Raw genomic sequence first — 13573 nt, 5'->3', positions numbered from 1 at the left:
TCGAACTGTCTCGTGACGGTAGGGAGGGGCATTAGGCACGTCAAGGTCTGGACCAGCTCTCGTTTCAACCGGCCGTCGTGAACTGGGCCTTCCCTTCGATGTGTTCACGGCGTGAGGCGGGAATGCCGGTGCGTCACCAGGCGTTCTTCTGTACGAACACGAGGAGGAGCGGTAATCGTGCTGGATCCGCAGGGTTTGTACGAATGGGAGCCGAAGGGCCTCGCCGTCGTCGACATGGCGCTCGCGCAGGAATCGGCCGGCCTGGTCATGCTGTACCACTTCGAGGGATACATGGACGCGGGTGAGACCGGCGAGCAGATCGTCGACAACCTGCTGGACACGCTGCCCCATCAGGTCGTGGCGCGCTTCGATCACGACCGGCTGGTCGACTACCGCGCCCGCCGCCCGCTGCTGACCTTCCGGCGCGACCGCTGGAGCGCCTACGAGACCCCGACGCTCGATGTCCGGCTGGTCCAGGACGCCACGGGCGCGCCGTTCCTGCTGCTGTCGGGCCCCGAACCGGACGTCGAATGGGAACGCTTCGCCGCCGCCGTCCGGCAGATCGTCGAGCGGCTCGGAGTGCGGCTCGCGGTCAACTTCCACGGCATTCCGATGGGCGTCCCGCACACCCGCCCCGTCGGCCTCACCCCGCACGGCAACCGCACGGACCTCATGCCGGGCCACCGCAGCCCCTTCGACGAGGCACAGGTGCCGGGCAGCGCGGAGTCGCTTCTCGAGTACCGCCTGATGGAGTCGGGCCACGACGTCCTCGGCGTCGCCGCCCATGTGCCGCACTATGTCGCACGCTCCTCCTACCCCGACGCCGCGCTGAGCGCCCTGGAGGCGATCACGGCCGCGACGGGCCTGGTCCTCCCGGGCGTCGCGCATACGCTGCGTACGGAGGCGCACCGCACCCAGACCGAGATCGAGCGGCAGATCGGCGAGGGCGACGAGGAGTTGGTGGCGCTGGTGCGGGGCCTTGAGCACCAGTACGACGCGGTGGCGGGCGCGGAGACCAGGGGCAGTCTGGTCGCGGAGCCGGTGGACCTGCCGTCCGCCGACGAGATCGGCCGCGATTTCGAACGCTTCCTCGCGGAGCGGGAGGGCGACGCCTAGCCCTCGCGTAGGCTGCGGCCATGCTGAAGGTGGGCCTGACCGGCGGAATCGGTGCCGGCAAGAGCGAAGTCTCCCGACTCCTCGCGTCGCAGGGAGCGGTGCTGATCGACGCCGACAAGATTGCTCGCGAGGTCGTCGAGCCCGGTACGCCCGGACTCGCGGCCGTTGTCGATGCCTTCGGCCCTCAGATCCTCACCCCCGAAGGCACCCTGGACCGGCCAGGGCTCGGCTCGATCGTCTTCGCCGACTCCGAACGCCTGGCGACGCTGAACTCGATCGTCCACCCGCTGGTCGGGGCGCGTTCCATGGAGCTGGAGAAGGCCGCGGGGCCGGATGCCGTCGTGATCCACGACGTACCACTGCTCGCCGAGAACAACCTGGCGCCGCTGTACGACGTGGTGGTCGTCGTCGACGCCTCGCCCCAGACGCAGCTGGACCGGCTGATACGGCTGCGCGGAATGTCCGAGTCCGAGGCGCGTGCCCGGATGGCGGCCCAGGCCACGCGCGAGCAGCGGCGGGCCATCGCCGATCTGGTCATCGACAACGACGGGCCGCTGGAGATTCTTCAGCCGCAGGTAGGGAAGGTCTGGGCGGAGCTGACCCGGCGCGCCGCCCTGCGGCCGGGCTCCCGTTAGGCATCTTGATCGGAATACCGTTGCCGGACGCGGTGTTGGAATCGGTCAGCAAGGGGAAGGATGCGACCGTGCCCAAGAGCAATCCGGAGACGCACGTCATCGACTACCGAGCGGCCGAGCAGTTGCTGGCCGCGAGGGATCCGCGCGGCGCCGTGAAACTGCTGGACTCGGTGATAGCGGCCCACCCGGAGAACACCGCTGCCCGGCTGCTGCGTGCCCGCGCCTTTTTCGCCGCGGCCCAACTGCGCCCGGCCGAGCTCGAATTCGAGCTGGTCCTGGAGCGCGAGCCGGACAACGCCTTCGCCCACTTCGCACTGGCTCGCACCTACGAGCGGGCCGGCCGTCCGGAACAGGCCATGCGCCACTTCCGCCTGGCTGCGGCGCTGGACCCGAAGCCGGAGTATGTAAAGGCAGCGCGCTTCGACGCGGGGGCCTGACCTCTCGCAATCGGCTGGATCTCTATCGATGGGGGCGCGGACCGGTGCCGCCGTGGTCCGGTTCGTACGGCGGGACGTCGCGGCCGGGCTGATAGTGCGGCCCCTGGTGGATGTGCCGCAGGACCATGACCAGGTCAACGGTGACGATCAGCAGCAGCACCCCGCATGCCGCCGCCCAGCCGGGGCGCGCCGCGAGGGCGAAGGCCGCCGTGCCCGTTCCGGCCCAGATCAGGCCCCATACACTCAGCCAGAGCCGCAGCCGCAGGGGACTGCGCGCAGTTGTCGGTTCACTCCCAGTGCGCATGGCAATCGCATCTCCTGTTCCAGGATGCACCCGTATCCGTTCCCCGTTCCCACAGCCGAAGCCGAAGCCGAAGCCGATGTCGACGTCGAGGAGAGCCGCACAGTGGACAAGCAGTCATGGGAGAGCGCAGCCGTCCGTCGGGCCAGGATCCGCGGATGCCTGCTCGGTGGGGCGATCGGGGATGCCCTGGGCAATCCGATCGAGTTCCTCTCCCTCGGCGCGATCCGCGGGATGTACGGCGAGCAGGGTGTGACCGCACTCGTACCGGACTCCGACGGCGTGACCGGGCGGGTCACCGACGACACGCAGATGACGCTGTTCACGGCCGAGGGGCTGATCCGTGCGCAGGCCGGGGCGGCCGGGAAGGGCATCGGCGGCGGCGAGACGGCCTGCGTGCGCAACGCCTATCTGCGCTGGCTGGACACGCAGAACTACCCGGCCTCGCCCGAGCCCGCCGAGGGCGACTACATCAGGACGGGATGGCTGAGGCAGCAGCCCTTCCTGTACGCGCGGCGGGCGCCCGGAAACGCCTGTCTGACCGGGCTCGCTCAGCGGTATGTCCCGGACGTGACGGCCGTGTTGGGGGAGCCGGGTCCGGTGAACACCGGCTCCAAGGGCTGCGGCACTGTCATGAGGTCGGCGCCCTTCGGGCTGGTCGGGGCGGAGCCCCGGCGGGCGTTCGAGATGGCCGCGCACTGCGCGCAGATCACCCATGGCCACCCGACCGGCTATTACGCGGCCGGCGCGTTCGCCGCGATCATCGCCCACCTGATGGAGGGCGACTCGGCCGAGGGCGCCGTGCTGCGGGCCATGGAGCTGCTGCGCGGCTATCAGCAGCACGAGGAGACCACGGCGGCGCTCCGGGCCGCAGTGGATCTGGCCGCGCGCGGCGGTCGGCCGACCGCCGAGAAGGTCGAGTCGCTCGGCGCGGGCTGGGTCGCCGAGGAGGCCCTCGCCATCGCCGTCTACTGCGCCCTGGCCCGTACGGACGACGTCACCGAGGCACTGACGCTTTCGGTCAGCCACTCGGGCGACAGCGACTCCACGGGGGCCATCTGCGGCAATTTGCTCGGCGTGCGGTACAGCGAGGTGCAACTGCCTGCATCCTGGCTGGTGTTGACCGAGGGGCGGGGCGTGATCGCCGAGCTGGCCGACGATCTGAGCCTGCAGACCGAGCACGCCACGGTGGGGTATGGCGAACCGGTGTTTCCGTACGACCGGTATCCGCACAACTGAGCCGGATATCCCGGACGTCCCGGGTATCCGCGACGGTGAGGTGGGAGGGGGCGCTGGTGACAACCGCGTGGGTGGAACTGCCTGAGGCGGACGAGCTGGCCGGGGCGCTGCTGGACCTGGCGGTGCCGCACCAAGACATCAATGAACTCATCGCGCTGCGGGGCCGGATGACGGCAGACCCCGGGATGCGCCGACTGCTGGAGACGGGCGTCCAGGAGATTCTCCAGGACATGGGGAAGATCGGCGGAGGCGGGGAACTGCCGCGGATGCCCGACGGATCGGGCGTGCCGGCCCGCTGCTTCCCGGTATACGTCCTTGTCGCCGCCCTCCCGCACGTACGGGCGTACCACAAGGAGCGTTCCGTGCCGGATGACGTCTCCCGTCACACGCTGGCCGACCTCGGCCGCCATATGGCCGTTCACCGCAGACGCCGAGGCACCGGCGGACTGTCGATACCGGGCTGGCTGGGGCTGCACTTCCGGGGCGAGATCTACCAGTTGGGGCGCCTGCAGTTCCAGCGGTCCCGGCTCGACGGGCGGACGGGCGAGGCCGTGCGGGCGGCCGGACTGCCGTTGGGGCCGGGGGACTTCGCGCTGGATGTGCACATCCCCGACTTCCTCGGGCCGATCACGCCCGCGGCGTGCGACCGGTCCCTCGCCCGGGCCGGAGAGTTCATCGCGCGCCACTTCCCCGAGGAGACGTACCGGGTCGCCACCTGCCACTCGTGGCTGCTCGACCGGCAGCTCGCCGAGTATCTGCCGGAGGACTCCAACATCGTGCGCTTCCAGGACCGCTTCCGTTGTGCGTACGAGAAGAAGGAGGCGGAGGACGGCGTACCAGTCGGGTTCGTATTCGGCGATCCCGACCTGCCGCTGGAGGCGCTGCCGCGCCGGACGACGCTGGAGCGCGCGATCGGCGACCATCTGCGGGCGGGCCGCCACTGGTACTCCGGGCATGGCTGGTTCGAGCTCTGAGCACTATGCCTGTCAAGGCAGTTCGAGGTCTTCGAAGTCGTGGTCCGCAAGAGCGATGAGTCCCGGGCAGCCTCCCGGTCTACCCCCGCGAAAGCACTACGGAACGCTTACCGGAGGAGACCACGATGTCCGCACCGACCGCCGCCACCACCGCTACCGAAACCACGCTCGGTCGCCGCCCGCACCTCGCCGTGCTTACGCTCCAGATCGTGCTCGCGCTGTTCATGGGCATCGCGAGCGCCGCGCCCAAGCTCATCGGCCACTCCTCCGCGGCGGAGTCATTCGACAAGATCGGCTTCGGCGACTGGTTCATGTATCTGACGGGCGGTCTCGAGCTGGCCGGGGCGATCGCGCTGGTGATCCCGATCCTCTCCGGGCTCTCGGCTCTCGCCTTCATGGGCCTGATGATCGGCGCGTTCATCACTCAGGTGACGGTGTTCGGCGGCCAGCACGCGATCACACCGGTCATCCTCTTCGTCGTCTTCGGCGGGATCGCCTGGGTGCGGCGCAATCACACGGCGGAGCTCGTCGCTCTCGTACGCAAACGCCTCTAGCGGCAGCGGATTGCAGGCTCGACCCGGTCCGTCTGCTCGACCCGCTCGACCCGCTCGGGAAAGGCCGCACCCGCGACCGGTGGGTGCGGCCTTCCTCTGTTGCGCCTCAGCGGCCCTGTGGCGCTTGGGGCTGGCTCGACGGGGTATACCGGGCATACCGTGTTATTTAGCATGCGGCTCGGACAGTAGGGGGTGCCCTGATGGTCGAGGAGCTGGTGACGGCCGGCGTGGTGGCCGCGTCCGGCTGTCTGGCGTATGTGATGGCGGCGGCCCGGGTGGTCAAGCAGTACGAGCGAGGCGTGGTCTTCCGCCTCGGCCGGCTGCGCAATGACGTGCGCGGACCCGGCTTCACCATGATCGTGCCGTTTGTGGACCGGCTGCGTAAGGTCAATCTGCAGATCGTGACGATGCCGGTGCCCGCGCAGGACGGGATCACCCGGGACAACGTGACGGTGCGGGTCGACGCGGTGATCTATTTCAAGGTTGTCGACGCCGCTGATGCTGTGGTGCAGGTGGAGGATTACCGGTTCGCGGTCTCGCAGATGGCTCAGACGTCGTTGCGGTCGATCATCGGGAAGAGTGATCTGGATGATCTGCTGTCGAACCGCGAGAAGCTGAACCAGGGGCTGGAGTTGATGATCGACAGTCCGGCGATCGGGTGGGGTGTGCAGATCGACCGGGTGGAGATCAAGGATGTCTCGCTGCCGGAGGCGATGAAGCGGTCGATGGCGCGGCAGGCGGAGGCCGACCGTGAGCGGCGGGCCCGGGTAATCAACGCGGACGCCGAACTCCAGGCGTCCAAGAAACTGGCGGAGGCCGCCGGGGTGATGGCGGAACAGCCCGCCGCGCTTCAGCTGCGGCTGCTCCAGACCGTGGTAGCGGTTGCCGCGGAGAAGAACTCGACCCTCGTACTGCCCTTCCCCGTCGAACTGCTGCGCTTCCTGGAACGGGCGGCTCCGCAGTCAGGGGAACAGCAGGTGGCGGGGTCGCAGGGCGGCTCACAGGCGGTGGATCCGCAGGCCGTGGAGTCCCGGCAGCCGCCGCAAGTGGAGTCGTCACAGGCGCAGCCCTCACAGGCACCGGCACGCGAACCCGCTCAGGCGCCGCCACCGCCGCAGGCCGTCCCGCCGCTCGCACCGCCCTCGGTGCCGCCTGCGGCCTGAAGGCCCGTCACGGCACTGTCGTCGCAGGTCGCGAAGCGCTCGGCGTCCGCGGCCCGAAGGCCCCTCGCCGCACCGTCGTCGCAGGTCGCGAAGCGCGCGAGCGGTCGGCGGGGGCTCGTTGTCAGACCCCACCCGTAAGGTCGTAGACCAGTACTTCGGTACAGCCGTATACGACCTGTGGGTGGGAGGTGACTCTGTGACGTCCGACATGCTGAGCCTGCGGGAGACGCTGCACACCTGTGCCGCGGTCTTCATTCCCGCGCCGCTGCCGCGTGAGGGTCGGGTCGCCTTCTGGGACCCGGACGGCGACCGGCTCCGGGGCGCGCCCGGCGAACTCACCGTCGTAGGCCGCGACGGCACAGAGACAGGCGCGAGCGCAGACGTCCGCAGCCGCACCGTCCCCGCCCTGATGCTGCCGGTCGCCGAGGCCGTACCGCTGCTGACCCGCGCCCGCCACCACCCGGCCGCGCACCCCGCCGCGGCCTGCTGGGGCGCGGCAGCACTGCACGCCGTCCATCTGGTGGCCCGGGGCAGGCTGCTGCCCGGACTGACCGCGGCCGATCACGACGCATGGCGCGCGGGCCCCCTGGACGCCAACGACATCGCCCAGCTGCGGGCCATCGCCGCCGCCATGCCGTACGAGGCGCATGCCGTCCCGGTCCCCGGCCCCGACCCCGAACTGGGGCTGCCCCGGCTGCCCGACCCCGAGACGCTGGTGAGGTCGTTCTTCGACGCGGTCGCCGACACCCTGCCGCGTACGCCGGCCGCGGCGTACGCCGCGGGGGCGCCGTTCGCGGCTGCCACCGCCCAGCACCTGCCCGAGGCGCGGGAGTGGGCGGCGGAGGCCGCGGCGGGCATGGACGCGGGAGTGCGGGTCTCGCTGCGCCTCGACCTCTCCGCGTTCGAGCTCTTCGACATCGGGGAGGAGGACGGGTCGGAGCGCAATGCCGGGGCGGCCCTCGTGCAGGTGCACAGCCTCGCCGATCCGACTCTCGTCATCGACGCGGCCCGGCTGTGGGCAGGCGACGGGGACAAGCACTTCGGGCCGCGCGCCCGGATCGACGCGGTGCTGGCGCTGCGCCGCGCGGCCCGGGTCTGGCCACCGCTCGCCCGCCTCCTTGAGCGGGACGTGCCCGATGTGCTGTCGCTCACCGAGGACGAGCTGTACGAGCTGCTGGGGCCGGGGGCGGCACAGCTGGCGGCGGCCGGGGTGGCCGTGCACTGGCCGAAGGAGCTGGCCCGTACGCTCTCGGCCGCCGCCGTCGTACGGCCCGCGCCGGGCTCGGCGACCGACGGCACACCATTCTTCGACAGCGACGAACTGCTCAAGTTCAACTGGCAGTTGGCGCTCGACGGCGATCCACTGACGGAGCGCGAGATGGACGCGCTGGCCGAGTCGCACCGCCCGATCGTGCGGCTGCGGGACCAGTGGGTAGTAGTCGACCCCGATCTCGTACGCAAAGCGCGCAAGCGGGAGTTGGGGCTGCTGCAGCCGGTCGACGCGCTGGCGGTGGCGCTGACCGGCACGGCGGACGTGGACGGCGAGACGGTGGAGGCGGTGCCGACGGGCGCGCTGGCGAGCCTGCGCGACCGGCTCACCGCGGCCTCCACCCCGGTCGCACCCCCGCCGGCCCTCGCCGCCACGCTGCGCGACTACCAGCTGCGGGGCCTGGCCTGGCTCGACCTGATGACATCGCTCGGCCTCGGCGGCTGCCTCGCCGACGACATGGGCCTCGGCAAGACGGTCACCCTGATCGCCCTCCACCTCCACCGCGACCGCACGGCCCCGACGCTGGTCGTCTGCCCCGCGTCCCTGCTCGGCAACTGGCAGCGGGAGATCACCCGCTTCGCCCCCGGCGTGCCGGTGCGCCGCTTCCACGGCACCGACCGCACCCTGCCCGAGCTCGACGGCGGCTTCGTCCTCACCACGTACGGCACGATGCGCACGAGCGCGGACCGGCTGGCCGCGCACACCTGGGGGATGGTCGTCGCCGACGAGGCGCAGCACGTCAAGAACCCTTTCTCGGCGACCGCCAAGGCCCTGCGCACCATTCCCACCCCGGCCAGGGTCGCGCTGACCGGCACACCCGTCGAGAACAACCTCTCCGAGCTGTGGGCGCTGCTGGACTGGACGACCCCGGGACTGCTCGGCCCGCTGAAGGCATTCCGCGCCCGCCACGCACGCCTCGTGGAGAACGGCGAGGACGACGAAGCAGTCGAGCGGCTGTCCCGGCTGGTCCGCCCCTTCCTGCTGCGTCGCAAGAAGTCCGACCCGGGCATCGTGCCCGAGCTGCCGCCGAAGACGGAGTCAGACCATCCCGTGGCGCTCACCCGGGAGCAGGCGTCGCTGTACGAGGCGGTGGTACGGGAGACGATGGCGGCGATCGAGGGCGCTGAGGGCATCGCGCGGCGCGGGCTTGTGATGAAGCTGCTGACCGGCCTCAAGCAGATCTGCAACCACCCCGCGCAGTATTTGAAAGAGCACAGCCTGAAGGAGCACAGTGCGGGGGACGGCGCCGCGCGGCTGGCCGGCCGCTCCGGCAAGCTCGCACTCCTCGACGAACTCCTCGAGACGATCCTGTCCGAGGAAGGCTCGGTCCTGATCTTCACCCAGTACGTCTCCATGGCGCGCCTGCTCTCGGCGCACCTCACGTCCCGGGCGATCGGGTCCCAACTCCTCCACGGGGGAACGCCGGTGGCGGAGCGCGAGCGTATGGTGGACCGCTTCCAGTCCGGCGAGGTCCCGGTCTTCGTGCTCTCCCTCAAGGCGGCCGGCACCGGCCTGAATCTGACCCGGGCGGGCCATGTCGTGCACTTCGACCGCTGGTGGAATCCGGCGGTGGAGGACCAGGCGACGGACCGGGCGTACCGCATCGGCCAGACACAGCCCGTGCAGGTCCACCGGCTGATCGCCGAGGGCACGGTGGAGGACCGCATCGCCGACATGCTCGCGTCCAAGCGGGCGTTGGCCGACGCGGTCCTCGGCTCCGGCGAGGCCGCCCTGACCGAGCTGACCGACCGTGAGCTGTCCGACCTCGTCTCGCTGCGGAGGCCGTCATGACGCCGCGCACGCCTTCGCGCTACGACGACCGCCGGCGGACGTTCCCGGCCCTGGAGCCCCTCGCCGGCGAGGAGTTCGCATCCAGCTGGTGGGGCAACGCCTGGGTGGAGGCGCTGGAGGACACCGCGCTGGACCGGGCTCGGCTGACCAGGGGCCGCGCGTACGCGGGCCGCGGCCATGTCGACGCGATCACGGTCACACCGGGCCGGGTCATGGCGTACGTCCACGGCACCAGGCCGCGCCCGTACCGCACGGAGATCCGCCTGCATACGCTCACCGACGACGACTGGAACGACTTCCTGGCCGCGGCGGCGGCCCGCCCCGACCACATCGCGGCGCTGCTCGACAAGGACGTACCGCATGCGCTGGCAGCCGTTGCGGACCTCCTGCCCACGCCCGGCGATCTGATCCCCGACTGCTCCTGCCCCGACGACGGTTACCCCTGCAAGCACGCGGCCGCGCTCTGCTACCAGACGGCCAGGCTGCTCGACGAGGACCCGTTCGTTCTGTTCCTGATGCGCGGCCGAGGTGAACGCGAAATCCTCGCCGACCTCTCCCATCGCAACGCGACCCGGTCAGCGGCCGAGCGGACCGGCGCCGCGGCCGCCGTGCCCCTGCCGACGGTCCCGGCCCACGAGGCGCTCGCCCCGCGCACGCTCCCGGCTCTCCCGCCCCCGTTCCCCGCGCCCAGCCACCCGGGCCGCCCGCCGGCCTACCCCCACACGCCCGGCGCTCCCGACCCCCTCGCCCTGGACCTCCTGGCCACCGAGGCGGCCGCCCGCGCGCACACGCTCCTCACCACCGGCCACGACCCCACCGCACAGCTGACCCAGTGGCAGGACGCGGTCCGGCTTGCCGCCGCCCACCCCGGCTCGGGCCTGACCGCGTCCACCCGGGCCCTCTACCGCGACCTCGCCGCCGCAACCGACCACACCCCCACCGACCTGGCCCGCGCGGTGGCCGCCTGGCGGCAGGGTGGTCGCGCGGCCCTCGCGGTACTCGAAGAGCCCTGGGACCCGCCCGCCGGCCCGTTCGACCGCGCACGCCCGGCTCTGATCGCCGCCGACTTTCCCCACTTCCGCCCCTGGCGCAACCACCTGTCCACCCGCTCCCTCCAACTCCGCTTCGGCCGCGACGGCCTCTGGTACGGCTATGAATCGGACCCGGACCGCGAGGACTGGTGGCCCCGCGGCACCCCCGACGCCGACCCGGTGGGAGCGCTCACGGCACTGCTGGACAGGTGACCGACCAGGCTTCCCGCGTCAGGACCGCACCCGGCCGAAGGGGGACCGGCCGTGGCCGTACGGCCGGGGGAAGTGACGGGCACCCCGGCTGTGACGTACGTCCTGTCGTCGCTCTGGCGGCCGCCTTACGCTTACCTGCCACACGCACCCCGGCTCGCGAGTGCTCGCGCCGGATCACGCACAGGTATCAGAACCATGGCGGGCACGTTCAAAGGACGGTCCACCATGCCCAGTGATCTCTCGCCAGTCATAGCTGCCGCCACGCGCTGGCTGCTGTCGGCCTTCCCGCCGGAAGCCGGAGCGCTGAACCACGCCCTGGCCGAAGCCCAGGCACGGCACGCGGCCACCATCGCGGCCGCCCTGCGCTACCCCACCGTGCTGGACGCCGAACTGCTGCACCTGCTCGGCCCCGGCGGTTCCGGCCGGCTGGATTCCGTCACCGGCGCCGATGCCCACCCGCTGGAGGGAGCCGAGTACGCCTGGCGCACCCAGGTGGACGAAACTGTCGTCAGCTGGGCGGCCTGCCTGCTGGCCGACGCCGATCTCGCCGCCGTGGCAGCGGCCTGCCTCGCCGCCACCCACCACGGCGCGGGCAGCGTAGGCAATGCGCGTCGGCTGACAATTCCCAGCCCTCGCGATCACCGCGCGGCGCCGCTGCTGCGCCACCCGGACCTTCTCGGCCCGATCGCAGACCTCCACCGCGAGACGCTGCTCGGCCTCCTCACCGACCCGGCCGGCAGGTCGGCCGAGCGAGCGTAACCAGGAAGCCTGCATACCAGGCCGGCCGTCGCAGCAGGCGCTCCCAGCGTCACCGGGGGCCCGGCGGGTCACAAGCCCTCCGCCCAGCTGACCAGCGCCGCGAAGTCCCCCTCCCGCAGCCCCCGCCGCGGATGGATCCGCAACAGCAGCGCAGGAGCGTCGTGGTGCGCCGCGACGTGTGCCGTGTCCAGGCCCGTGATCATGTCGTCCACCCAGGCGAACGGGCGGCCCGCCGCCCACTCCAGCAGCGGCCGGGTCTTCCAGTACAGCCCGTCCGGGTCCTTGGCGAAGAGTTCCGGCCACTCGATCACCGGGAGGTCGGCGGGCAGGCCGATGCCCGGGGCGATCATGGTGTTGGCCTCGTGCATCCAGGTGGTCGCCCAGGCCAGTTCGAAGGGGAGGCCCGTCAGCCGCGGCCCGTGGGCGGGGTTGAGATAGATGCGCAGGCCGCGGCGGTGGCGGCGGGAGCCCGCGGGTTGGTTGGAGAGCCAGTACGAGGGGTGCAGGCGGTGTGTCGCATAGCCGCGCAGGCGCGGCAGACGTGCCGCGTACGGGTTGAGGGGGCCGTCTACGTCGAGAAGGAGCAGTGGGCGATCCGTCATGGGGAAGAACTGCCCACTGCGGGGCCGGAATACGGCGGTCGCCGTAGCTTTGCGTCGCCCGCCCGCAAACCGTCCTGGGGGACCGTGGTCCTGCCCGCTCAGCCGTCGAGGTAGTGGACACCCGCGAGTTGTTGTGATTTCTCCCAGAGGGCCCAGGCTGTGTCGTGGTCGAGGCCCGGGCCGGTGAACGCCGCGGGCTGCACGCGCGCGTGGAGCTTGGGGCCGGTCGGGCCGTAGAAGCTGTCCGGCACCGCGTCGGGGGAGGTTGCGGCGTAGAGGATCGGAACGACAGCTTGTTCTGCGGGCCGTCCGATCAGCCCCGCCACTGTTTTCGTCACGAGCCGCAGCGCGGGTGAGGGGTAGGTGGTGTGCAGCGGTGTCTTCGCCATGCCCGGGTGGGCGACGAAGCTTCTGACCGTGGAGCCCAGCGCTTCCAGTCGACGCTGGAGTTCGCGGCCGAAGAGCACGTTGGCGAGCTTCGAGCGGTTGTAGGCCCGGCCCGGTGAGTAGGTGCCAGTACCGTCGAGGTCGTCCAGGTCCAAGCCGGCTCGCGTATACAGCGCGGATGCGACGACGACGATCCGCGGATCATGGCCTTTGCCGAGCAGATCCAGCAGCAGACCGGTCAGCGCGAAGTGGCCCAGGTGGTTCGTCGCGAACTGGCTCTCCACCCCCTCGGCGCTCAGCGTGAGCGACTGGCTGCTGATCCCGGCGTTCTCGATCAGCAGGTCGACCGCCGCGAACCGGTCGTGCACCGCGGCCGTGAACCGGTGCACCGAGGCCAGGTCGAGCAGGTCGAGTTCCATCACCACCGCTTCACCCGGACCTTGGGACAGTTCGGCGCGCACCTGTTCGGCCTTGGCTGTGTTCCTCACCGCCATGACGACCCGTGCGCCATGGGCGACAAGCGATCGTGTGATCGCCAGTCCGAGACCGCTTGCGGCGCCGGTGACGACGGCGGTACGTCCGGCCAGGTCGGGCATGTCATCGGTGGACCATGAGAGGGCAGGAAACCGGGGAGATCGAGTGCTCATGCGCCGACGCTAAACTTTGACATCAGCGTCAAGGTCAAGCCCGCGTCAGGGGCAAGGCAGCGTCCGGGCGGTCAGCGACTGCGAGGGGGAAGCATGAGGATCGGCGAGTTGAGCCGAGCGACCGGCGTCAGCACCCGCTCGCTGCGCTACTACGAGCAGCAGGGCATCCTCACGTCCGAACGCCGGGACAATGGGTATCGCGACTACGGACCTGAAGCGCCCGAAGTGGTCTTCCGTATCCGTGCGTTGCTGGCAATCGGCCTGCCGACCGACAGGATCCGCGACATCCTGCCCTGCGAAGGCGCGGCCGGACGACAGCCCGAGGCGTGCTCCACACTGCTGGCGAATATCCGCGGGATCCGCGACAGCGTTTCCGCGCAGGCCGCGGAGCTGTCCCGTACCAGCGATGCCCTCACCCACTACCTCAGCGAGAACTTCGCCTGACCGGGCCCGT

The 13573-nt window shown here is 70.9% G+C and carries 14 protein-coding genes; 11 read left to right on the top strand and 3 right to left on the bottom strand.

Features of this window, described 5'->3' with window-relative positions:
* The first annotated feature begins 177 nt into the window (after nt 1–177).
* The 3 genes from J7E87_RS13770 to J7E87_RS13760 all read left to right on the top strand — a co-directional run bounded on the left by J7E87_RS13770 (nt 178) and on the right by J7E87_RS13760 (nt 2188).
* Nucleotides 178–1116, top strand: a complete 939-nt coding sequence (locus tag J7E87_RS13770) for a PAC2 family protein (protein ID WP_215093562.1) — start codon at nt 178–180, stop codon at nt 1114–1116.
* Between the two features lie 20 nt (nt 1117–1136).
* Nucleotides 1137–1751, top strand: a complete 615-nt coding sequence (gene coaE, locus J7E87_RS13765) for a dephospho-CoA kinase (RefSeq protein WP_215093560.1) — start codon at nt 1137–1139, stop codon at nt 1749–1751.
* 68 nt (nt 1752–1819) lie between these two features.
* The gene (locus J7E87_RS13760; protein ID WP_215093558.1) at nt 1820–2188 is read left to right on the top strand and encodes a tetratricopeptide repeat protein; all 369 of its coding nucleotides are present in this window, start codon (nt 1820–1822) and stop codon (nt 2186–2188) included.
* Between the two features lie 22 nt (nt 2189–2210).
* On the opposite strand, the gene J7E87_RS13755 is transcribed toward J7E87_RS13760, so the two are convergent.
* Nucleotides 2211–2492, bottom strand: a complete 282-nt coding sequence (locus J7E87_RS13755; RefSeq protein ID WP_215093556.1) for a DUF6343 family protein — start codon at nt 2490–2492, stop codon at nt 2211–2213.
* A gap of 102 nt (nt 2493–2594) precedes the next feature.
* Here J7E87_RS13755 and J7E87_RS13750 point away from each other — a divergent pair, with 102 nt between their 5' ends.
* The 7 genes from J7E87_RS13750 to J7E87_RS13720 all read left to right on the top strand — a co-directional run bounded on the left by J7E87_RS13750 (nt 2595) and on the right by J7E87_RS13720 (nt 11483).
* A complete protein-coding gene (locus J7E87_RS13750; RefSeq protein WP_308312930.1) occupies nt 2595–3728 on the top strand; it encodes an ADP-ribosylglycohydrolase family protein in 1134 nt (377 codons plus the stop codon).
* Between the two features lie 56 nt (nt 3729–3784).
* Nucleotides 3785–4702, top strand: a complete 918-nt coding sequence (locus J7E87_RS13745) for an acyltransferase domain-containing protein (RefSeq protein ID WP_308312928.1) — start codon at nt 3785–3787, stop codon at nt 4700–4702.
* Between the two features lie 125 nt (nt 4703–4827).
* Nucleotides 4828–5256: a DoxX family protein gene (locus J7E87_RS13740; RefSeq protein ID WP_215093552.1), complete on the top strand. Its 429-nt coding sequence runs from the start codon at nt 4828–4830 to the stop codon at nt 5254–5256.
* Between the two features lie 200 nt (nt 5257–5456).
* Nucleotides 5457–6419, top strand: coding sequence for a slipin family protein (locus J7E87_RS13735; RefSeq protein ID WP_251017377.1), 963 nt, complete (start codon nt 5457–5459; stop codon nt 6417–6419).
* A gap of 208 nt (nt 6420–6627) precedes the next feature.
* Nucleotides 6628–9480 carry a DEAD/DEAH box helicase gene (locus tag J7E87_RS13730; RefSeq protein WP_215093639.1) on the top strand — a complete coding sequence of 951 codons (2853 nt, stop codon included), beginning with the start codon at nt 6628–6630 and terminating at the stop codon, nt 9478–9480.
* Nucleotides 9477–10724 carry an SWIM zinc finger family protein gene (locus J7E87_RS13725; RefSeq protein ID WP_215093550.1) on the top strand — a complete coding sequence of 416 codons (1248 nt, stop codon included), beginning with the start codon at nt 9477–9479 and terminating at the stop codon, nt 10722–10724. Before J7E87_RS13730 ends, J7E87_RS13725 begins: the two co-directional genes overlap by 4 nt.
* Nucleotides 10725–10949: 225 nt before the next feature.
* On the top strand, nt 10950–11483 hold the full coding sequence (locus J7E87_RS13720) for a hypothetical protein (RefSeq protein ID WP_215093548.1): 534 nt from the start codon (nt 10950–10952) through the stop codon (nt 11481–11483).
* 68 nt (nt 11484–11551) lie between these two features.
* On the opposite strand, the gene J7E87_RS13715 is transcribed toward J7E87_RS13720, so the two are convergent.
* Nucleotides 11552–12085, bottom strand: a complete 534-nt coding sequence (locus J7E87_RS13715) for a hypothetical protein (RefSeq protein WP_215093546.1) — start codon at nt 12083–12085, stop codon at nt 11552–11554.
* 98 nt (nt 12086–12183) lie between these two features.
* Nucleotides 12184–13119, bottom strand: coding sequence for an SDR family NAD(P)-dependent oxidoreductase (locus J7E87_RS13710; protein WP_251017376.1), 936 nt, complete (start codon nt 13117–13119; stop codon nt 12184–12186).
* Between the two features lie 93 nt (nt 13120–13212).
* On the opposite strand from J7E87_RS13710, the gene J7E87_RS13705 reads away from it, so the two are divergent.
* The gene (locus J7E87_RS13705; RefSeq protein ID WP_215093544.1) at nt 13213–13563 is read left to right on the top strand and encodes a MerR family transcriptional regulator; all 351 of its coding nucleotides are present in this window, start codon (nt 13213–13215) and stop codon (nt 13561–13563) included.
* Nucleotides 13564–13573: the final 10 nt, after the last annotated feature.

It is taken from the genome of Streptomyces sp. ISL-1, from assembly GCF_018614585.1.
GTDB lineage: Bacteria > Actinomycetota > Actinomycetes > Streptomycetales > Streptomycetaceae > Streptomyces > Streptomyces maoxianensis.
The sequence above is the reverse complement of the archived record's forward strand: the minus strand, read 5'-3'. Positions and strand labels throughout refer to the sequence as shown.